Source organism: Lentzea sp. NPDC051838 (assembly GCF_040681245.1).
Classification (GTDB): domain Bacteria; phylum Actinomycetota; class Actinomycetes; order Mycobacteriales; family Pseudonocardiaceae; genus Lentzea.
The window spans coordinates 114,586-134,529 of the sequence record NZ_JBFAYI010000017.1 but is presented as its reverse complement, the minus strand read 5'-3'; the positions used below and the strand labels follow the sequence as shown (position 1 = coordinate 134,529).

Genomic DNA, 19,944 nt, shown 5'->3' with positions numbered 1-19,944 from the left:
GGGCAGGACGAGTCAGGCATCCTGTGCGCCATGCTCACCGACTGGCCGGCGGCCATCGACGAGGCTTACCGCGTCACGGAGGACTTCGGGCCGCTCACGGCGGCGCAGGCCTGGCCGTTGGTGATGGTGTTGTACCTGCAGGGCGACATGGCCGCGGCGCGGGCGGTGCTCGCGAGGGTTCCGGACGCCGGCGACCGGGTCTTGCTCGCGAGGGTTCCGGACGCCGCCGCTGGGCTGGACGTCGGCGACCGGGTCTTGCGCGCGAAGGTTCCGGGCGACGAATCGGGCGATCTAGGTGACCGGGCTCTGCTCGCCGCGTGGGGAGCGAGCGTCGTCTGGGCGCAGGGCACTCCTTGCCGCGACCAGGTGGAGTCGGCACTGGCACTCGCGAGGGCCTCCGGAGACCAGCGCGCGCTCGCGGCCGCTCACACGGTGCGGGCCCTGGTCGCTGCGGCTGAAGGCGACCGGCGAGCGAACGACAGGCACTACGCCCTCGCCCTCTCTGCCGCCGAACGCGCCGGCGATCGCACCCAGCAGTTGCGGATCCGCGCCAACCGGGCGTCGCAACGGGTGGAGGAAGGCGACCTCGACGGCGGGCTGGCCGAGCTCGACGACGCGCTGGAGCTCCTGCCGGGCGCGCATCCGGCGATGGTGGGGCTGGCGCAGCACAATCGCGCTGATCTTCTGTTGCGCCGTGGCCGGCTGGACGATGCGCGCAAGGGCTTCCGGGCCGCGTGCCTCACGTTGCAGCAGGCAGGGTCGGGCATCGTGGCGTACCCGTTGGCGGGCCTCGGCGAGTGTCATGAACTGCGCGGTGATCTCCAGCAAGCGCGGGCCGCCTACGAGGAAGCCGTGCGGGTGGCGGATGAAACCGGCATCACGCCGACGCTGGTACCGGCGTTGTGCGGACTCGCTCGGGTGCTCGCGGCCACTGGCGATCCGCTTGCTCCGACGATCGCGGCCAGAGCCGTTGCCCACTCCGACGGGTTGAGCTCGGCGATGGCGCACGCGGCTGCCGGATGGGCTGTGGTGGCAACGGATCCAGCCGCAGCGCGCACGTGGGCCACGCAGGCGATCGAGCTGGCTCGGGTTCATCGCGCACCGACAGCGCTCGCCGATGCCCTGGAACTGGCCTCTGTCGCGGGTGACACGGGTGAGGATGCGGCGCGTGTGTTCGCGGACATCGGCGACCAGATCGGCGTGGCCCGGGTCGCACTTTCTCGTGCGGGATCCGCGGCTGCTCGTGTCCTGGCAGAACATCGTCTGCGCGGGCTCGGTGTGGATCCGTCGACCGGCACCCGATCACTCGCTGTGCGAACCGCTGCCAGGACGAGCGTGCGGGTGCTGGGGTCGTTCGCCGTGGTGCGCGACGGCGAGGAACTGCCGCCGTCGGCGTGGAAGAGCCGCAAGGCGCGCGATCTGCTCAAGCTCCTCATCGTCCGGCGCGGCCGCCCGGTGTCGCGGGAGGAGTTGGCGCAGACGCTGTGGCCCGGCGAGAGCGACGTCGCGAACCGGCTGTCGATCACCCTCTCGGTGCTGCGCGCGGTGCTGGACCCCACCCGGACCGCGCCGCCGGTGATCGCCGGGCCGTCGGGCATCGCCTACGACCCGCGAACCCTGCTCGTCGACGTGGACACCTTCCTGGAGCTGGCCGCGGCGGGCTGTGCGGACGAGACGCGCCTGCTGCTCGAAGCCGCCGCAAACGCTTACGAGGGCGATGTCCTGGGCGATGAACCCGAGCTGCGGGTTGTCCAGGAACTACGCGATGAAACGCTCAACCGGTACCTGGAAGTGATGCGCACGCTTGGTCGGGTGTGTGCGGCCGAGGGCGACGTGGACGGTGCACGGCGAGCGTGGTCGCGGGTTCTGGAACGCGACCCGTACGACGAGGGGACGGCGTTGCGGCTGATCGACGCGCTGCGGGCGGCGGGACGGCTCGGCGAGGCGGCCCGGCAGCACCGTCGGTACGCCGAGCGGATGCGGGAGCTGGGCGTACCGGTGCGGGCCTAGACGGCGAGGTCGCGGGCCACGTCGACGGCGATCTCCCTCGTTCGGAGCGCGAGTGGCGACTCGGTGCGTCCGGCCGGCCAGTACAGGGACAGCTCGCGCGTGGGTGCCGGCTTCAGCGGGTGGATGCCGAGTTGGTCGTCGGACCAGGCGTCGTGTGCCTTCAGGGCGAGCCACGGCAGCACCGCCCAGCCGATGCCCGCCCGCACCATCGACAGGACGGTCTCGTGCCCGGTGGTGCGGAAGACGAATCGCGGTTGTGCGCCGGCGCGGGCGAGCGTCCGTTCCAGCCAGCGCTGGTGGTAGGTGAGCGGCCAGCCGATCATCGGGGCGTCGTCGAGCAGTTTCGCCCGCACCGGGCCCACCGGGAACGTGCCCGCGCCTGTCACCAGGAAGTACTGCTCGTCGAATAGTTTGACGTGCTCGACGTCGCCTTCGACCGGGCCGTCGTGGAACAGCAGGTCGAGGTCCCCGATCCGCGGATCCTCCGGTGTCACGTCGGACAGCCTGATGTCGCAGCCGGGATGCTCCTCCAGCAGGCGGCGGATGACGGCCGGGAGGATCAGCGTGGACACGCCCTGGAACGTGCCGATGTCGATCCGGCCTTGGCCTGCGAGAAACCGGTCGACGGCGTCGGTCAGCGCGTCCGCCCTGCGCAGCAGGTCGCGACCGTGGGCCAGGACCACCTCGCCCAGCGGCGTGATCCGGACGGGTCTCGGCCCGCCCGGCCGGTCGAAGACGGGGCCGCCGACGGTCTTCTCCAGCGCCGCGATCTGCTGGCTCACCGACGACTGGGTGTAGCCGAGCCGGGCCGCCGCCTGGCCGAACGTGCCTTCCTCGGCGATCACGACCATGGCCCGCAGGTAACGCAGTTCGACGTCCGCCACACCAAAAACTATAAGTGAAAGCGATTGAGTCGATCGGAAGTCATCGCTTTTCGTGATGGAAATGCCGACCTAGCGTGAGTGCCATGACGACCTCGATCACGACCCGCGCGCAGCTCGGTCTGCCCAACCTCGTCTGGGCGTTGGCCGCCACGCACTTCGTCGGCAGGGCCGGGGGTGTGGTGCGGTCGTTCCTGGTGCTGTACCTGACGCAGGCGCAGCACCTCTCGCCGGCGACGGCGGGCGCGGTGGTCGCGGCCGTCGGCGCGGGCGACATCGGATCCCAGGTGCTCGGTGGCTGGCTGGGAGACCGGATCGGGCGGCGCAACACGATGCTGGTGGGGTTCGTGGGCGCCGCGATCGCACTCACCGCGCTCGGCTCGGCGGACTCGATGCCCGAGATCTGGGCGGCCGCCGTCGCGGTCGGGCTGACCGTCGAGCTGCACCGTCCCGCCGGATCGGCAGCGGTGGCCGATCTGCCGTCACAGCAACGGATCCGCGCGTTCGGGTTGCTCTACTGGGCGGCCAATCTCGGCTTCTCCGTCGCCACGGTGACCGCGGGGATCCTGGCAGGACACGGCTACGGGTTGCTGTTCTGGATCAACGTGCTGGCCTCGCTGGCCGCGGCGCTGATCGTCTGGCGCCAGGTGCCGGAAACCCGTCCGGCGGGGTCGGTGCGGACGCGGCAGGCGCTGCTGCCCGTGGTGCTCAAAGACCGGCGGATGATCGCGATGCTGGCGGTGCACGTCGGCTACTTCACGGTGTTCCTGCAGACGTTCACGACGTTGCCGTTGCTGATGACGGCCGACGGTCTCGGCCCCGCCACGTACGGAATGGTGTTGGCCCTCAACGGAATCGCCGTCGTGGCGCTCCAGCCGGTGGCGGTCAGGCTGCTCGCCGGTCGCGACGGCAGCGCGGTGTCGGCGGTCTCGATGCTGCTGGTCGGGGCCGGTGCCGCGCTCGGCGCCGTGAGCCACGGCAGCGCTGCCTTCGCCGGATCGGTCCTGATCTGGACTCTCGGCCAGATCGGCATCGCCGTCCGGTTCGGCGACACCTTCGCCGACCTCGCGCCGGCCGCCCTGCGCGGCGGTTACATGGGTCTCGCGTCGACGACCTGGAGCGTCGGCGCGGTGCTCGGCCCGCTGGCCGGAACCGCGGTGCTCGACCTGGCCGGACCGGCCGTGCTCGGATCAGCCTGTGCGATCGGTGGGGTGGCACTCTTCCTCGCCCGGAAGGTGTTGTCATGACCACGATGCGTTCGGCGCTCTGGCTGCCGATCTTCGACGAGCTCGCCGAACCCGTGGTCGTCGCGCGGCTGGCAGCCGAGGCGGAAGAGGCGGGCTGGCACGGGTTGTTCGTGTGGGACCACCTGCGCTGGCAGGCACCGGTACGGGAGGTCGCGGACCCGTGGATCACGCTGGCCGCGGTCGCCTGCGCCACCGAACACCTGCGGATCGGCCCGATGATCACCCCGCTCGCCCGGCGGCGGCCGGTGAAACTCGCGAGGGAGACCACGACGCTGGACCGGCTCAGCGGTGGCCGTCTCACCCTCGGCGTCGGCCTGGGCAGCGACCGGTTCGGCAACGAGCTGTCGAAGACCGGCGAACCGCTCGACGACCGGCAGCGAGCCAGGATGCTCGACGAGTCCCTGGAGATCCTCACCGCCGCGTGGTCCGGCGAAACCGTGCACCACCACGGCGAGCACTACACCGTCGACGGCATCGAGTTCCTGCCCCGGCCGGTCCAGCGACCCGGCGTGCCGGTGTGGGTCGCGGGATTCCCGGGCAACCGCAAGCCGATCCAGCGTGCTGCCCGGTACGACGGGTTCTTCCCCGTCAACCTCGAACACCCGGACCAGGTCGCCGAGATCGCCGCCACCATCACCGATCTTCGCGACGACCCGACGGCGCCCTACGACATCGCCGTCGCACTGCCCGCCGGCACCGACCCCGCGCCGTACGCGGCGGCGGGCGCGACCTGGTGGCTGACCGACGTCTCGCCGGGCGACACGCTGGACCACGTACGCGGCCTGCTGCGCGACGGCCCGGCTTAGTCAGGCGGTCGCGGCCTGGTCCGCGAGCCTCTTCGCGACCGCCAGCACCTCCGGCAGGATCCGCGACACGGCTTCCTTCGTGAGCCTGCCCTCCGGTCCCGACACCGACACCGCGGCCAGCGTCGGACCGCCGATCACCGGCACCGCGATGCACCGCACGCCGAGCTCCTGTTCGGACTCGTCGAGCGCATAGCCGCGTTCCTGGATCTCGTCCAGCTCGTCGAGCAGCCCGGCAGCGTCCGTGATCGTGTTCGGCGTGTACGCGGGCAGGCCTGTGCGATCCAGCAGCGACCGGACCTCGGCGCGCGGCAACTGCGACAGCATCGCCTTTCCCACACCGGTTCCGTGCGGCAACAACCGCCGGCCCACCTCGGTGAACATCCGCATCGAGTGCTTCGAGGGCACCTGCGCGACGTAGACGACCTCGTCGCCGTCCAGCACGGCGAGGTTTGCCGTCTCCTCCACGGAGTCGACCAGCTGCGAGAGGAACGGACGCGCCCACGTCCCGTACTGGCGCGACGCGGTCTCGCCCAGCCGGATCAGGCGGGAGCCGAGGGTGTAGCGCCGGTTGCTGTTCTGGCGCACATAGCCCAGCGTGACAAGGGTGCGGATGAGCCGGTGGATCGTGGGGAGGGGGAGGCCGGAGGTGGTGGCCAGCTCGGACAGGGAGGCTTCACCGCCCGCGTCGGCGAGGCGTTCTAGCAGGTCGAAGGCTCTTTGCAGGGACTGCACGCCACCTGTGGACACGTGCGGCTCCTCTCATTGCTGTTCCGCAATGCAGAAACTATAGTCCACACAGCAAAACCGAGAGAGGTGGATCCAGGTGCAGGTCCTCACCGAAGAGGCTCTTGAGTTCGTCGCGAAGCTGCACGAGGCGCACGCTGCGCGCCGGGACGAGCTGCTCGCCCTGCGCAAGGAGCGGCGCCCTCTCGGGTTCTTGCCCGAGACCCGGAACATCCGCGACGGCGAGTGGCAGGTGGCCTCAGCACCCGACGCGCTGAAGGACCGTCGCGTCGAGATCACCGGCCCGACCGAGCGCAAGATGACGATCAACGCGCTCAACTCCGGCGCGAAGGTGTGGCTCGCGGACCTGGAGGACGCGAACACGCCGCACTGGGACAACGTGGTGCAGGGACAGGTGAACCTGTACGAGGCGGCGCGCGAGACGATCGAGTACACCTCGCCGGAGGGCAAGGAGTACAAGCTCAAGGGCGGGCCGTACCCGACGATCGTGGTCAGGCCTCGCGGATGGCACCTCGACGAGCGGAACCTCGAGTTCGGCGGTCGCAAGGCGGTCGGCGCGCTCGTCGACTTCGGGCTGCACTTCTTCCACAACGCCGAGCTCGGGCGGCCGTACTACTACCTGCCGAAGATGGAGTCGCACCTCGAAGCGCGGCTGTGGAACGACGTGTTCACCACGGCGCAGCAGCTGAAGGGCGTTCCGCACGGCACGATCCGCGCCACGGTGCTGATCGAGACGATCCCGGCCGCGTTCCAGATGGAGGAGATCCTCTACGAGCTGCGCGACCACGCGTCCGGGCTCAACGCCGGCCGCTGGGACTACCTGTTCAGCGTCATCAAGTACTTCCGCGACGCGGGCGCCGACTACGTGCTGCCGGACCGCAACAGCGTGACGATGACTGCGCCGTTCATGCGCGCGTACACCGAGCTCCTCGTGAAGACGTGCCACAAGCGCGGGGCGTTCGCGATGGGTGGCATGGCGGCGTTCATCCCGAACCGGCGCGATCCCGAGGTCACCGAGAACGCGCTGCGCAAGGTCCGCGAGGACAAGACGCGCGAGGCGACCGACGGCTTCGACGGGTCGTGGGTGGCGCACCCGGACCTGGTGCCGATCTGCCGCGAGATCTTCGACGGCGTGCTCGGGGACAAGGCGAACCAGATCGACAAGCAGCGGCCCGAGGTCGACGTGAAAGCCGAGCAGCTGCTGGACTTCAAGTCCGCGGGTGGCGCGGCCACGCGGGCCGGGCTGGAGTCCGCCGTCGACGTCGGCGTGCGGTACATCGCGTCCTGGCTCGGCGGCAACGGTGCGGCGGCCATCCACAACCTCATGGAGGACGCGGCCACCGCGGAGATCAGCCGCTCGCAGATCTGGCAGTGGATCAACAACAAGGTCGTGCTCGACGACGGCACGCAGGTGACCCCGGACGCCGTGCGGGAAATCCTTGCGCGCGTGGGCAAGGACGTCGAAGGTCCGCATGTGCCGGCTGCTCTTGAGCTGTTCGAGCAGGTGGCGTTGTCCGAGGACTTCGTCGACTTCCTCACGCTGCCGGCGTACGAGCGCATCTGATGTACGAGACGTCGCTGTCGCCGGAGGACGTCGAGCGGCTGACCGCTCGGCTGTCCACTGTGGAGCGCAGCTGGCCGGTGGGGCGTCAGCCCGTGCACACGTGCTACGTGCCCGCCGGTCGGATCATCGCGACCACCGTGAAGGACTGGGGCCGCGAGGCGCTGGAGTCGATCGAGCCCGACCTGCTGCCATCGCTGCCGGAGGGTGTGCTCGACCGGGTGCGGGCCAAGCTCGTCCGGGAGCCGATCGAGGACCTGCGGATCGACTTCGAGGACGGCTACGGCGCGCCCGAGGACGACGTCGAGGACATGGACGCCGAGAGCACCGCGCATCTCGTGGCCCGGTGGCTGGAGGAGGGGTCCGCGCCGCCGTCGATAGGGCTGCGGATCAAGTCGTTCGACACCAAGGCGTTGCGGGAGCGCGGGCTGCGCACGTTGGACATCTTCCTGACAGCACTGGGAGAGGTTCCGCCAGGTTTCGTCATCACTTTTCCCAAAGTGACATCAGTCCACCAGGTCGACGTGTTCGGCGACGTTCTGGATCTCTTCGGCAAGGAGCTGAAGTTCGAGATCCAGGTCGAGACGACCCAGTCCATTGTGGATCACAAGGGACGGCTCGCGATCCCGCGGTTCATCAAGGCGGGCAAGGGCAGGGTGACAGGTCTGCACTTCGGGACCTACGACTACACGGCGGGCTGCGGGTTGTCCGCGGCGCAGCAGCACCTGGCGCACGGGGCGTGCGACTTCGCGCGGCACGTCATGCAGGTTTCCGCTGCTGGGACCGGGGTGCGGTTGTCCGACGGGTCCACCAACGTGCTGCCCGTGGGTGATCAGAAGAAGCACGGGTGGGACACGCACTACCGGCTCACGCGACGATCACTGGAGCACGGTTTCTACCAGGGTTGGGATCTGCACCCGGCACAGTTGGTGACACGTTATGCGGCTGTTTACGCCTTCTACCGCGAGGGTTTGGACGCCGACGCGGGGCGCCTGAAGTCCTATGTGCAGCGCGTCTCAGGAGGGGTGCTGGACGAACCCGCGACCGCTCAGGCGCTGTCGTCCTTCTTCCTCCGAGCGGTGGACTGCGGTGCGCTCGATCCGGTGGAAGTGCAGGTCGCGACGGGTCTGGATGAGTCAGCGTTGAGGGGCCTCGTCGCACGATCGGGCTGACCGGGTCATCACCCGTTCGTGTGGTTCTGTCAATGGGTGTCGAATGTTCCCGGCAATGGGTGCAGGGTGGCTCGCATGAGCATGCGTGCCGGCCTCTGGACCGGGCTACCCGACCTCGACGCGGCGGAGCACAAGTACCAGGTCGTCGCGTGCGAGGCGGATGTGGACACGTTGATCGGCCTGCTCGGCAGGCCGGAGTGCAACGACGGATCGCTCGACCACTTCGGCAGGGCTCTCACCGCCGAGGGCGACCCGGACCACAACGTGGTGCTCGCCGTGCGGGGCGGCTGGGGCTACATGTACTACGTCGACAACGCGTTCATGGGCTGGCCGAAGGGCTCGGAGGAAGCGCCGTACGTCAACGAGAAGTACACCGACTTCCCACCCGGGGTCGGTGTGCCGCTTCCGTTGTACCGGCAGCTGCTGATCGAGTTCATGACGACCGGCGAGCGGCCGACCGGCGTGGACTGGTACTGCGAGGCGGATCTGTTCCACTCGTGGCGCGACCAGCAGATGTCCCTGCGGGGCACGGAAAACCGCTGACTCTCAGCGCGACGCTGGTTCAATGGCCTCATGAAGGCCGTGGTGATCGGTGGGGGAATCGCCGGCTTGCTGGCTGCCCACGTGCTGAGCGAGTCTCATGATGTCGTTGTCCTGGAACGGGACAAGCTGTCCGACGAACCCGAGTACCGCTCGGGTGTGCCGCAGGGCAGGCACGTGCACGGGTTGCTCGTGCGCGGCGGCGAGATCCTGGAGGAGCTGTTCCCGGGCCTGCGCGCCGAGCTCGTCGAGGCCGGAGCGCACCTCACCGACGCGGGTGAGGCACAGCTGCTCAACTCGGTCGGCTGGCTCGCCAAGGCGGACACCGGGTTGCCGTTGCTGACGGTCAGCCGGCCGTTGCTGGAGACGCACATCAGGCGGCGGGTCACCGCGAAGATCGTGGACGGTGTGCACGTCACCGGACTGTCGTTCAGCGGATCCACTGTGGACGGTGTGGTCACCAGGGACGGGCGGGTCGACGCGGATCTGGTGGTGGACGCGTCCGGGCGGGCGTCGAAGCTCACGACCTGGCTGTCCGATGCTGGTGTGGCCGTCCCCGAACCCGTCGTGGTGGACTCGCGGACCGGGTACGCGACGCGACTCTACACGGCACCCGAGGACTTCCCGGTGGTGATCGCGGAGCTGGCCGGGGCGCCCGACCACCCGCGCGGGTGCGCGGTGATGCGCATCGAAGGTGGCCGGTTGATGGTCACGGCTCAGGGAGCGGCCGGGGACCACCCGTCGCGTGATCCTGAGGAGTACGACAGGTTTCTGGCGTCACTGCGAGGGCCGCTCGCCGAGATGCTGGCCGACGCCGAGCCGTTGACGCCGATCTACCTGTTCGCGCGGACGGCCAGCAGACGCAGCGGGTACGAGAGCGTGCGCGACTGGCCAGGCGGGTTGGTGGCTGTTGGTGACTCCGCCTGTTCGTTCAACCCCGTGTACGGGCAGGGGATGACGGTGGCGGCCTTGGAGTCGTTGCTGTTCCGCGGGCACACGGACTTCAGCGCGCGCGGGTGTCACGCGTTTCAGAAGAAGGTCGCGAAGGTGGCGGCTGAGGCGTGGGCGATGTCGAGCGGTGCGGACCGGGGGTGGACCGACGACGAGCCGGGGACGGCTCAGCGGCTGCTCGGCTGGTTCATGAAGAAGTGGCAGGCCGGGATCGTGCACGACCCCGACCTGTTCCGGCGCTTCGTCCGGGTGGTGCACATGAAGGCGACGCCTGCCTCGCTCATGAACCCGGTGGTGTTCAGAAGGTTGGCAAAGTACTCCAGGCAAGACCCGCGTCCGGAGCGTCGTCCCGGAGGATCGAGCCCTCGATGAGCCCGTACGGGCGGTCGGCGGCGTAGAAGACCTCGTTGTCGTTCTCCAGATCGAACGCGCTGAGGTCGACGAGGAAGTGGTGCTTGTTCGGCATGGAGAGCCGTACCTCGGCGACCTCGGGACGTGCGTTCAGAACAGCCTCGCCCATCGCGTACAGCGTCTGCTGCAACGACAGGGAGTGCTTGTCCGCGAACGTCTTCAGCATGATCGACCGGATCTCGGTGAACGACTTGGCCCAGTCGACGTCGGTGCCGACGTAACGCCAGCGCGCCGTCACCGACGTCGCCAGGATCCGGTCGTTCGTCTCCTTGAGAGTCGTGTACGGGTCCTTCGGGTACCCGTGGAACTCCGACCCGGTCGACTTCAGCACCACCAGGTCGCGCACGCCCGACACGACCCACGCCTGTGAGCCCTCGATCGTCACGGCCGTGGTGCGCTTCTCGTTCGACCCCTGCACGAACGAGTGGTCGTGGCCGTCGATCCGGTCCCACGAGTGCTCGTCGACGAGAATCCGCGCGCCCGAGATCGCCTCCTGCGAGGAGACGAAGTGGCGGCCCAGGCGCAGGGCGAAGTCCTCGACCTCCCCGACCGGCGCCTCCTTGGCGAAGGCGTACACGGTGTTCTTCTGCGTGTCCGTCGCGAGCACCTTGGCGTTGTCGCCGGTGAGGTGCGTGTCGGCGAGGTCTCCGCGGAGCGAGGTGCTGACGGTCAGGTCTTTGATCGTGTGCACGGAACCGTTGCGCGACACCGTGACGAGGCGGTTCTCCGCCTTCCCGTACTGGTTGGGGCCCAGGACGATGGCCATGTTGTTCAGCTCCCGATCAGCTTCTGCAGCCGCAAGGCGGCGATCTTCGCGAGTTCGTCGTTGACGACGCGGACCTCGACATCCGGCGGGTTGTCCATGCGACTGGACAGGTTGTCGAGCATCTCCGCACCGCTCAGGCCGGTCGCGCACACCAGGTAGATGTGCCCGAACCGATCCTCGTACGCGGCGTTCGCAGCCGCCAGGCGATCAGCCTGGGAGCTGTCCACACCGGACTGTTCGGACCGCGACCACTTCGCCGACACCCCACCTGTCTTCTGTCGTTCGCCGATGCGCGGGTGCCCGGCGATGGCGCCGAGCACCTCCTCGTCGGAAAGTCCTTGTGCAGCAACGGAAGAAGCTGCGAGGAGAGCATCCATCGACGCGTACGGCCTGCCCGCCACTATCGCGTCGACCCAGCGGGGTACCGCGAGGCACTCGGAGAGAAGAGGTCGCAGTTCGGCCTCCGGGGCGCTGTTGAAGCTGTCCACGGCTCTCCAAGTTTCTGTATCGCGGAATCTAACTTCCACATTCTTGACCCGGGCCAAGTGAGATGTCTAGTGTCTCCATAGAGCGAAATTGAACTTCCGCAATGTGGAAGGAACGACCAGAGATGTTCGACGCAAACCTGTCCATGCTCTTCACCGAGCTGCCGTTGCTGGAGCGTCCGGCTGCCTCACGCGCCGCCGGGTTCGACGCGGTCGAGATCTGGTGGCCGTTCGCGGACGCCGTACCCGAGACGCGCGAGATCGAGGCGTTCGAACGCGCGATCGTGGACGCGCAGGTCCGCCTGGTCGGCCTCAACCTCTACGCGGGCGACATGCCGGCGGGCGACCGCGGCCTCACCAGCTGGCCCGGCCGCGAGACCGAGTTCCGGACGAACGTCGAGATCACGGCCGCCATCGCGGCGCGGCTCGGCTGCCGGACCATCAACGCGCTGCACGGCAACTTCGAGACCACCGCGCAGACCGTCTCCAACTACCGCTTCGCCGCCGACGTCGCGGCCGAGGCGGGCGCGCAGATCGTGATCGAACCGCTCAGCGGCGCGCCGCAGTACCCGATCAAGACCGCCCACCAGGCGTTGGACCTGATCGACGAGATCGACCGCGGCAACGTGAAGCTGCTCGCGGACCTTTACCACCTCGCCACGAACGGCGACGACCTCGACCTCCTCGCCGACCACGTCGACCGCATCGGTCACGTGCAGATCGCCGACGCTCCCGGACGCGGTGAGCCCGGCACCGGCGATCTCGACCTCTTCGGGCATCTCGCGAAGCTCCGCGCCAACGGCTACACGGGCTTCGTCGGCGCCGAGTACAAGCCCGTCACCCACTCCTTCGCTTGGAGGGACAACGCATGACCCGCATCGGTTTCATCGGACTCGGCATCATGGGCTCGCCGATGGCGGCCCACCTCGTAGCCGCCGGGCACGACGTGACGGGATTCGACCTCAGCTCGGCATCCCTGGAGAAGCTCGTCGCCGACGGCGGCAAGGCGGCATCCAACGCCCAGGAAGCCGTGAGTGGCGCCGAGGTCGTCATCACGATGCTGCCGAACCACCCGCAGGTCGAGGCCGTGATCGACGAGGTGACGTTCGACGACGGCACGTTGCTGATCGACATGAGCACGATCCGCCCGTCCACGTCGATCGAGATCGCGCGGAAACTCAGCAACGTCCGCGTGCTCGACGCGCCCGTGTCCGGCGGTCAGACCGGTGCGATCCAGGCCAGCTTGAGCATCATGGTCGGCGGCAACGAAGCGGACTTCGCCGCGGCCAGGCCGTTCCTGGAGATCGTCGGCAAGACGATCGTGCACGTCGGTCCGCACGGCGCCGGTCAGGTCGTGAAGGCCGCGAACCAGCTGATGGTCGGCGGCATCTACGCGCTGGTCGCGGAGGCGATCGTGCTGCTGGAGGCGTCCGGCGTCGACCCGAAGGCGGGCCTCGACGTGCTCGCGGGTGGTCTCGCCGCGAACCGGATCCTCGACCTCAAGCGCGAGTCCATGATCGCGCGCGAGTTCCAGCCCGGCTTCCGGATCGACCTGCACCACAAGGACATGGGCATCGCACTGGACGCGGCACGCGCCGCCGACGTCGCGTTGCCGGTCACCAACCAGATCGCCGCACTCGTCGCGGCGGCACGCGCGCAGGGTTATGGCTCGCTCGACCACTCCGCGCTGCTCAAGGTCATCGAGAACCTCGCGGGAAGGGCCTGAACACATGCCGAAGATCCCAGTCATGCAAGCGGTCGTCGAGGTCCTCAAGTCCGAGGGCATCGACACCGTGTTCGGCTGCCCCGGCGCCGCGATTCTCCCGCTGTACAAGGCGATGGAGCAGGACGGCACGATCGAGCACCTCATCGTCCGGCACGAGGAGGGCGCCACGCACATGGCCGACGGCTGGTCGCGCACGACCGGCAACGTCGGCGTCGCGATCGGCACCTCGGGCCCGGCCGGCACGAACATGATCACCGGTCTGTACACCGCGCAGGCCGACTCCGTGCCGATCCTGTGCATCACCGGCCAGGCCGCCGTCTCCAAGCTGCACCAGGAGGCGTTCCAGGCCGTCGACATCGTCTCGATCGCCGCGCCCGTCACCAAGTGGGCGGTGCAGGTCAAGGAAGCCGCGCAGATGCCGTGGATCTTCCGCGAGGCGTTCCGGATCGCTCGGTCAGGCCGTCCGGGTCCGGTCCTGATCGACCTGCCGATCGATGTGCAGAAGCAGGAGATCGAATGGGACTCCACGATCGACGAACCGTTGCCGGTGCCGAAAAGCGCGCCGAGTGACGCACGCGTCGAACGGGCGCTGGAGATGCTGCTGGCCGCCGAACGCCCACTGCTGCTCGCGGGTGGCGGTGTCATCCTCGGCGAGGCGGCCACCGAACTGCTGGACCTGGCTGAGTTCCTGCAGATCCCGATCCAGGCCACGTTGATGGGCAAGGGCGCGATCGACGAGGACCACCCGCTCTACGCGGGCATGACGGGCATCCAGACCTCGCAGCGCTACGGCAACGCGTCGTTCCTGGAGTCCGACCTCGTGCTGGCGCTGGGCGCGCGGTTCGGCGACCGCCACACCGGCGACCTCGCCACCTACCGCGGTGACCGCAAGTTCATCCACGTCGACGTCGAACCGACCCAGATCGGCAAGGTGTTCGGCCCGGACCTCGGCATCGTCGCGGACACCAAGCTGTTCCTGAAGGCCCTGCTGGACAAGGCGAAGCAGCACGGCCCACGGGCAGCGGGCGAGTGGGTCGACCGCTGCGCCGAGCTCAAGCGGACACTGCTGCGGCGAGAAGACTTCGACACCGTGCCGGTCAAGGCACCGCGGGTGTTCAAGGAGATCAACGAGTTCTACGGCCCGGACACCTACTTCGTCACGGCCATCGGGCTCTACCAGATCTGGTCCGGCCAGCACCAGAAGGCGCACAAGCCGCGCCACTACCAGGTGTGCGGCCAGGCCGGCCCGCTCGGCTGGGAGATCCCGGCGGCCATCGGGGTCAAGAAGGCCCTGAAAAAGTCACAGGCGGACGCGGAGGTCGTCGGCATCGTCGGCGACTACTCGTTCCAGTTCCTCGTGGAGGAGCTCGCGGTCGGCGCCCAGTACGACGTGCCGTTCGTGCTGATCATGCTGAACAACGAGTACCTCGGCCTGATCCGGATGGCCGAGGACCACGGTGGCTACGACATGAAGTACGAGGTCGACATCCACTACGACACCACAGGCTCGGACAACGTCAAGATCATGGAGGCCTACGGGTGCTCGGGCATCCGCGTGGCCGATCCGGGCGAGATCCGCGGCTCGCTGGAGTGGGCGCGCAAGGAAGCCGACCGCACGCAACGGCCGGTGCTCGTCGAGATCATGATCGAACGCGAGGGCAACACCGCCAACGGAACGTCCATCGCCGCCATGCGCGAGTTCGAGCCGCTGCCGTGATCGTCGTAGCGCCGGACAAGTTCAAGGGTTCGCTCACCGCCCCGCAGGTCGCTGCCGCCGTCGCGCGCGGCCTGCGGGAGGCGGCCCCGGACGTGGCCGTGCGCCTCCTCCCGGTGGCGGACGGCGGCGACGGCACCGTCGACGCCGCCGTCGCCGCCGGGTTCCTGAAGGTGGGGCGCTGGGTCACCGGCCCGGTCGGCAAGCCGGTGCCCGCGTCCTTCGCCGTCAAGGGCACGACCGCCGTGGTCGAGGTGGCCGCAGCGGCCGGGCTGACGTTGCTCGACCGGCCCGCGCCCCTCGAAGCCACCAGCTACGGCGTCGGTGAGCTGCTGAAGGCCGCGTTGGACATCGGCTGCACCACGATCGTGCTCGGGCTCGGCGGCAGCGCGTGCACGGACGGCGGCGCGGGGATGCTGGAAGCCCTGGCCAAGGCGTCGTTCTCCGGCGTCGACCTGGTGCTGGCGTCGGACGTGGACAACCCGCTGCTGGGTCCCACGGGCGCCGCTGCCGTCTACGGGCCGCAGAAGGGTGCTTCACCCGAACAGGTCGAGATCCTCGAAGCCAGGTTGGAGGCCTTCGCGTCGCGGGTAGGCCTGGAGCACGCGGCACGGCCGGGAGCGGGTGCGGCGGGTGGCATCGGGTTCGCCGCGCTGGCCGTGCTGGGTGCGAGGTTCCGGCCCGGCATCGAGGTCGTGCTGGAGCTGGTCGGGTTCGCCGACGCGGTCGCGGACGCGCGTCTGGTGATCACAGGCGAAGGATCACTGGACGCGCAGACCCGGCACGGCAAGGCACCGTTCGGCGTGGTCAGGGCCTCGGGTGACGTCCCGGTGGTCGCGGTGGCCGGCCAGTGCTCGGTCGCACCCGGTGAGCTCGGGCTCAAGGCCGCCTACGCGTTGCTGGACATCGAGCCGGACGTGACGCGGTGCATGGCCCAGGCAGATTCGCTGCTGGGCGTTCTCGGCGGTCGCATCGCCCGCGACTGGGTGTCAGAGTGAGGGACATGGACCTGGTCTTCCGCGCCCGCAGGGTCATCACCCCCATGGGCGAGATCGCGGCTGACGTCGGTGTCGTCGACGGCAGGATCGTCGCCGTCGAGTCGTTCATCGAGTCGCCGAACGTGGTGCACCTCGCTGACGACGAGGTGCTGCTACCCGGCTTGGTCGACACGCACGTGCACGTCAACGACCCGGGCCGCAGCGAGTGGGAGGGGTTCGAGACGGCGACTCGCGCGGCCGCCGCCGGTGGCGTCACGACGATCATCGACATGCCGTTGAACAGCATCCCGCCGACGGTCGAGACAGCTGCTTTGGAGATCAAGCGGAAGGCGGCGGCCAACGTCAGCGTCGACGTCGGGTTCTGGGGCGGGATCATCCCCGGCAACCTCGCCGACCTGAAGCCGCTGCACGAGGCCGGAGTCTTCGGCTTCAAGTGCTTCCTGATCCACTCGGGCGTGGACGAGTTCCCGGCCGTGTCCAAGGACGAGCTCGAAGCCGCGCTACGGGAGTTGGCGACGCTCGACGCGTTGACGATCGTGCACGCCGAGGACGCGCACACGGTTCGTGAGTCGGAGCCGGACTACGCGGGCTTCCTCGCGTCACGGCCGCGCGAAGCCGAGAACCGGGCGATCAGCGATGTTGTCGAGCTGACCCGCAAAACCGGTGCACGAACCCACATCCTGCACCTGTCGTCGTCGGACGCCCTCTCGATCCTGGAAGCGGCGAAACGGGAGAGCCTGCCGATCACCGCGGAGACCTGCCCGCACTACCTCACGTTCACGGCGGAGGAGATCCACGACGGGGAGACGGAGTTCAAGTGCTGCCCGCCGATCCGCGAGGCGGAGAACCGCGAAACGCTGTGGTGGGGGCTGCGCGAAGGCCTCATCGACCTGGTCGTCAGTGATCACTCGCCGAGCACGGTCGAGCTGAAGGCCGGCGACTTCGCGACGGCGTGGGGCGGCATCGCGTCGTTGCAGCTCGGCCTGCCCGCGGTGTGGACGGGCGCGCGTGCCCGCGACTTCCACCTCACCGACGTCGTCCGCTGGATGGCGACGCACCCCGCCCGCCAGGTGGGGCTGGAGACCAAGGGCGCGATCGAGGTCGGCAAGGACGCCGATCTCGTGGTGTTCGCGCCGGAGCAGAAGTTCGTGGTGGACAAGAACGCGCTCCACCACCGCAACCCCGTGACGCCCTATCACGGACGGGAACTGTTCGGCGTGGTCCGCCAGACGTGGTTGCGCGGTAAGGAAATCGGTACGACGCAAGGCAAGTTGCTCAGAAGAGGAGAAGCATGACCGAGTGGACCCGGCTCCCCGATCTCGCGTCGCGCGCGGTCGGGGGTGGTGTGGTGTGGGCGAACGACGAGCTGTTCGCCGAGCGGGAGAACCTGATCAAGCCCGCCGAGCCGGTCTACCAGACCTACACCTTCGGCCACAAAGGACAGATCTACGACGGCTGGGAGACGCGCCGTCGTCGTGAGCCCGGCGTGGACCAGGCGGTGATCAGGCTCGGCATGCCCGGTGTGGTGCGTGGAGTCGTGGTGGACACGGCGTTCTTCAAGGGCAACTACCCGCCGTTCTGCTGGGTCGAGGGCGCGCAGGTCGACGGTTACCCGACCGCGGACGAGATCACCGAGTGGTTCCCGCTGGTCGAACGGTCGGCGTTGAAGGGCGACGAGAAGCACTACTTCGACGTGGCCGAAGGGCGCCGTGTCACGCACGTCCGGCTCACCATCGACCCGGACGGCGGCGTCGCGAGGCTGCGCGTGCACGGCGAACCGGTCGCGGACCCGCGGCTGCTCGTCGGCGGCATCGACTTGGCCGCACTGGAGAACGGCGCGGTCGTCACGGGCTGCAGCAACATGTTCTACAGCTCGCCCAACAACCTGATCTCGCCAGGACAGGCCACGGTGATGGGCGAGGGCTGGGAAACCGCGCGGCGCAGGGACGACGGCAACGACTGGGTGTCCCTCCGGCTCGCCGCACCCGGTGTGGTGCAGCTGGTCGAGCTCGACACCAGCCACTTCAAGGGCAACGCGCCGGGCTGGGCGTCGGTGCGCGGCTGCGACGAGCGCACGGACCCGGACACCTGGTTCGACGTCCTGCCGCGCACCCGGCTGCAGCCCGACACGCGGCACCGGTTCGTCGTGGACTCGGTCGAGGCGACGCAGGTGCGGCTCGACATCTACCCCGACGGCGGTATGGCGAGACTGCGCGTTCTAGGAACCCCTACGAACGATGGTGCAGCACACCTACGATCGTTGTGGACCAAAAGTAGTAGCTAGGCGTGGTTGTCCGACTACAGGCTGATTCCACTCCATACCCTCGTTGGTTGTCTGCGTCACACCACCGGTGGAAGCGTTTCCTCCCGCAAGATCGGGGATCTAGGGAGGAAATCCGTCATGCAACCAGTGGTGCGCGCCTTCGGGGCCGCGCTCGCGAGTTCTGCATTGGTCTTGGGCGCGGCTCAGATCGCGGTCGCGGCTCCGGAAGGGCAGCCGGAGGCCGCCGGCTACAAGGTCGGCGCGATCGAGTGGAAGCCGTGCGAGGAAGTTCCGACCGTCGACTGCGGCTTCCTCGAGCTGCCGATCGACTACGCCAAGCCGAACGGCGAGAAGTTCAAGCTGGCCGTGTCGCGCAGAAAGGCGAACGACCAGGCGAACAAGATCGGCTCGATGGTCATCAACCCCGGTGGCCCCGGTGGTTCCGGCGTCGACTTCTCGTTCGGCGCCGACCGGTACTTCAGCAAGGAGATCGTCGACAAGTTCGACGTCATCGGGTTCGACCCGCGTGGTGTCGCGCGGTCGCAGCCGATCAAGTGCTCCGGCGACGTGCTGCAGCGCCAGCCGTCCGAGTACCCGAAGACCAAGGACGAGTTCGACAAGCTGGTCGCGTTCAACAAGGAGCTCCGCGCGGACTGCCGCAAGGTCTCCGGCGCGATCTTCGACCACGCGTCGACCTACGACGTGGCGAACGACATCGACTCGATCCGTCGCGCGCTCGGCGAGAAGAAGATCAGCTACTACGGCGTCTCGTACGGCACGATCATGGGCCAGCACTACGCGGCGCAGTACGGCAAGAACATCCGCGCGATGATCATCGACTCGAACATGGACCACAGCCTCGGCACGTGGAAGTTCCTCGAGACCGAGGCCCGCGGTGCGCAGGACATGTTCAACGAGTGGGTCAAGTGGAGCGACCGCACGCCGTCGTCGCCGTTCTACGGCAAGGACCTCCGCAAGATCTGGAAGGACCTGCTGGCCAAGGCCGGCCGCGGTGAGCTGAAGGACCAGAACGGCCGCGTGATCACCCGCGAGAACCTCGGCGGGAACATCGTCGGCATGGGCTACGGCCCGGCGTTCAAGCCGTTCGCGGACTACATCGCGACGCTCGCCTCCGGTGCGCCGGTGGCCGCGAAGTTCGCCGAGGGCGAGACGTACGAGAACCCGTTCGCGGGCATCTTCTGCAACGACTACAACCTGCGCGTCGGCTCCTGGGGTGAGTACCAGGCGCTCAACGCCATGGAGAACCGCATCGCGCCGGACAGCGTCGGCTCGTCGATCGGCCACGGCGCGATGATGGGCTGCGTCGGGTTCCCGAAGGCCACGAACGCGCAGCGGCCGCTGAAGATCAAGGGCGCGCCGAAGATCCTCATGACCAACTCGCGGTACGACACCGCGACGGTCTACGAGTGGGCGGTCAACGCGCACCGGCAGTCCCGTGACACCACGGTCTTCGTGACCTACGAAGGCTGGGGCCACGGCGTCTACGACCGCAGCGACTGCACGCTGAAGATCAACAACGAGTACCTGGTGTCGCTGAAGCTGCCGCGCAACGGCACCACGTGCGCCGCGGTGGAGCCGTCGGTGCAGGAGGCCGGTGTGCTGTCGGCCAAGCCGAAGATCGCAGGCCCGTTCTAAGGTTTTAGCAGGT

The 19,944-nt window shown here is 68.5% G+C and carries 18 protein-coding genes; 14 read left to right on the top strand and 4 right to left on the bottom strand.

Features of this window, described 5'->3' with window-relative positions; translation table 11 throughout:
* Window positions 1–30 precede the first annotated feature (30 nt).
* A complete protein-coding gene (locus AB0M24_RS30450; RefSeq protein WP_363775464.1) occupies window positions 31–2,010 on the top strand; it encodes a tetratricopeptide repeat protein in 1,980 nt (659 codons plus the stop codon).
* Here the strand turns inward: AB0M24_RS30450 and AB0M24_RS30445 are convergent.
* On the bottom strand, window positions 2,007–2,894 hold the full coding sequence (locus AB0M24_RS30445) for a LysR family transcriptional regulator (protein ID WP_363775461.1): 888 nt from the start codon (window positions 2,892–2,894) through the stop codon (window positions 2,007–2,009). The two genes, AB0M24_RS30450 and AB0M24_RS30445, sit on opposite strands and share 4 nt — an antisense overlap.
* 83 nt (window positions 2,895–2,977) lie before the next feature.
* On the opposite strand from AB0M24_RS30445, the gene AB0M24_RS30440 reads away from it, so the two are divergent.
* Window positions 2,978–4,138 (top strand): MFS transporter, encoded by a 1,161-nt coding sequence (locus tag AB0M24_RS30440; RefSeq protein WP_363775458.1) that lies wholly within the window; start codon window positions 2,978–2,980, stop codon window positions 4,136–4,138.
* Entirely contained in the window at window positions 4,135–4,944 is an 810-nt protein-coding gene (locus tag AB0M24_RS30435) for an LLM class flavin-dependent oxidoreductase (RefSeq protein WP_363775456.1), read from the top strand. The genes AB0M24_RS30440 and AB0M24_RS30435 overlap by 4 nt, the downstream gene beginning before the upstream one ends.
* On the opposite strand, the gene AB0M24_RS30430 is transcribed toward AB0M24_RS30435, so the two are convergent.
* Entirely contained in the window at window positions 4,945–5,691 is a 747-nt protein-coding gene (locus tag AB0M24_RS30430; RefSeq protein ID WP_363775453.1) for an IclR family transcriptional regulator, read from the bottom strand.
* A 76-nt stretch (window positions 5,692–5,767) separates the two neighbouring features.
* On the opposite strand from AB0M24_RS30430, the gene aceB reads away from it, so the two are divergent.
* The 4 genes from aceB (at window position 5,768) to AB0M24_RS30410 (ending at window position 10,284) form a co-directional block, all read left to right on the top strand.
* Window positions 5,768–7,252, top strand: a complete 1,485-nt coding sequence (gene aceB / locus AB0M24_RS30425) for a malate synthase A (protein WP_363775451.1) — start codon at window positions 5,768–5,770, stop codon at window positions 7,250–7,252.
* The gene (locus AB0M24_RS30420; protein ID WP_363775448.1) at window positions 7,252–8,421 is read left to right on the top strand and encodes an aldolase; all 1,170 of its coding nucleotides are present in this window, start codon (window positions 7,252–7,254) and stop codon (window positions 8,419–8,421) included. The genes aceB and AB0M24_RS30420 overlap by 1 nt, the downstream gene beginning before the upstream one ends.
* Window positions 8,422–8,496: 75 nt before the next feature.
* The gene (locus AB0M24_RS30415; RefSeq protein WP_363775446.1) at window positions 8,497–8,964 is read left to right on the top strand and encodes an Imm1 family immunity protein; all 468 of its coding nucleotides are present in this window, start codon (window positions 8,497–8,499) and stop codon (window positions 8,962–8,964) included.
* Window positions 8,965–8,994: 30 nt separating this feature from the next.
* Window positions 8,995–10,284 carry an FAD-dependent monooxygenase gene (locus AB0M24_RS30410; RefSeq protein ID WP_363775444.1) on the top strand — a complete coding sequence of 430 codons (1,290 nt, stop codon included), beginning with the start codon at window positions 8,995–8,997 and terminating at the stop codon, window positions 10,282–10,284.
* Here AB0M24_RS30410 and pucL read toward each other — a convergent pair.
* On the bottom strand, window positions 10,211–11,089 hold the full coding sequence (gene pucL / locus AB0M24_RS30405; RefSeq protein WP_363775441.1) for a factor-independent urate hydroxylase: 879 nt from the start codon (window positions 11,087–11,089) through the stop codon (window positions 10,211–10,213). The genes AB0M24_RS30410 and pucL overlap by 74 nt on opposite strands.
* Window positions 11,090–11,094: 5 nt before the next feature.
* Complete coding sequence (gene uraD, locus AB0M24_RS30400; protein ID WP_363775438.1) at window positions 11,095–11,616, bottom strand: 2-oxo-4-hydroxy-4-carboxy-5-ureidoimidazoline decarboxylase; 522 nt, start codon at window positions 11,614–11,616, stop codon at window positions 11,095–11,097.
* 83 nt (window positions 11,617–11,699) lie between these two features.
* Here uraD and AB0M24_RS30395 point away from each other — a divergent pair, with 83 nt between their 5' ends.
* The 7 genes from AB0M24_RS30395 to AB0M24_RS30365 all read left to right on the top strand — a co-directional run bounded on the left by AB0M24_RS30395 (window position 11,700) and on the right by AB0M24_RS30365 (window position 19,931).
* A complete protein-coding gene (locus tag AB0M24_RS30395; RefSeq protein ID WP_363775435.1) occupies window positions 11,700–12,446 on the top strand; it encodes a TIM barrel protein in 747 nt (248 codons plus the stop codon).
* Complete coding sequence (locus tag AB0M24_RS30390; protein WP_363775432.1) at window positions 12,443–13,300, top strand: NAD(P)-binding domain-containing protein; 858 nt, start codon at window positions 12,443–12,445, stop codon at window positions 13,298–13,300. Before AB0M24_RS30395 ends, AB0M24_RS30390 begins: the two co-directional genes overlap by 4 nt.
* Before the next feature lie 4 nt (window positions 13,301–13,304).
* Window positions 13,305–15,017, top strand: a complete 1,713-nt coding sequence (gene gcl, locus AB0M24_RS30385; protein ID WP_363775429.1) for a glyoxylate carboligase — start codon at window positions 13,305–13,307, stop codon at window positions 15,015–15,017.
* Entirely contained in the window at window positions 15,014–16,012 is a 999-nt protein-coding gene (locus AB0M24_RS30380) for a glycerate kinase (RefSeq protein ID WP_363775426.1), read from the top strand. Before gcl ends, AB0M24_RS30380 begins: the two co-directional genes overlap by 4 nt.
* A gap of 5 nt (window positions 16,013–16,017) precedes the next feature.
* Window positions 16,018–17,307 carry an allantoinase AllB gene (gene allB, locus AB0M24_RS30375; RefSeq protein WP_363775423.1) on the top strand — a complete coding sequence of 430 codons (1,290 nt, stop codon included), beginning with the start codon at window positions 16,018–16,020 and terminating at the stop codon, window positions 17,305–17,307.
* On the top strand, window positions 17,304–18,296 hold the full coding sequence (gene alc / locus AB0M24_RS30370) for an allantoicase (RefSeq protein ID WP_363775420.1): 993 nt from the start codon (window positions 17,304–17,306) through the stop codon (window positions 18,294–18,296). The genes allB and alc overlap by 4 nt, the downstream gene beginning before the upstream one ends.
* Window positions 18,297–18,413: 117 nt before the next feature.
* A complete protein-coding gene (locus tag AB0M24_RS30365) occupies window positions 18,414–19,931 on the top strand; it encodes an alpha/beta fold hydrolase (RefSeq protein WP_363775417.1) in 1,518 nt (505 codons plus the stop codon).
* Window positions 19,932–19,944 lie beyond the last annotated feature (13 nt).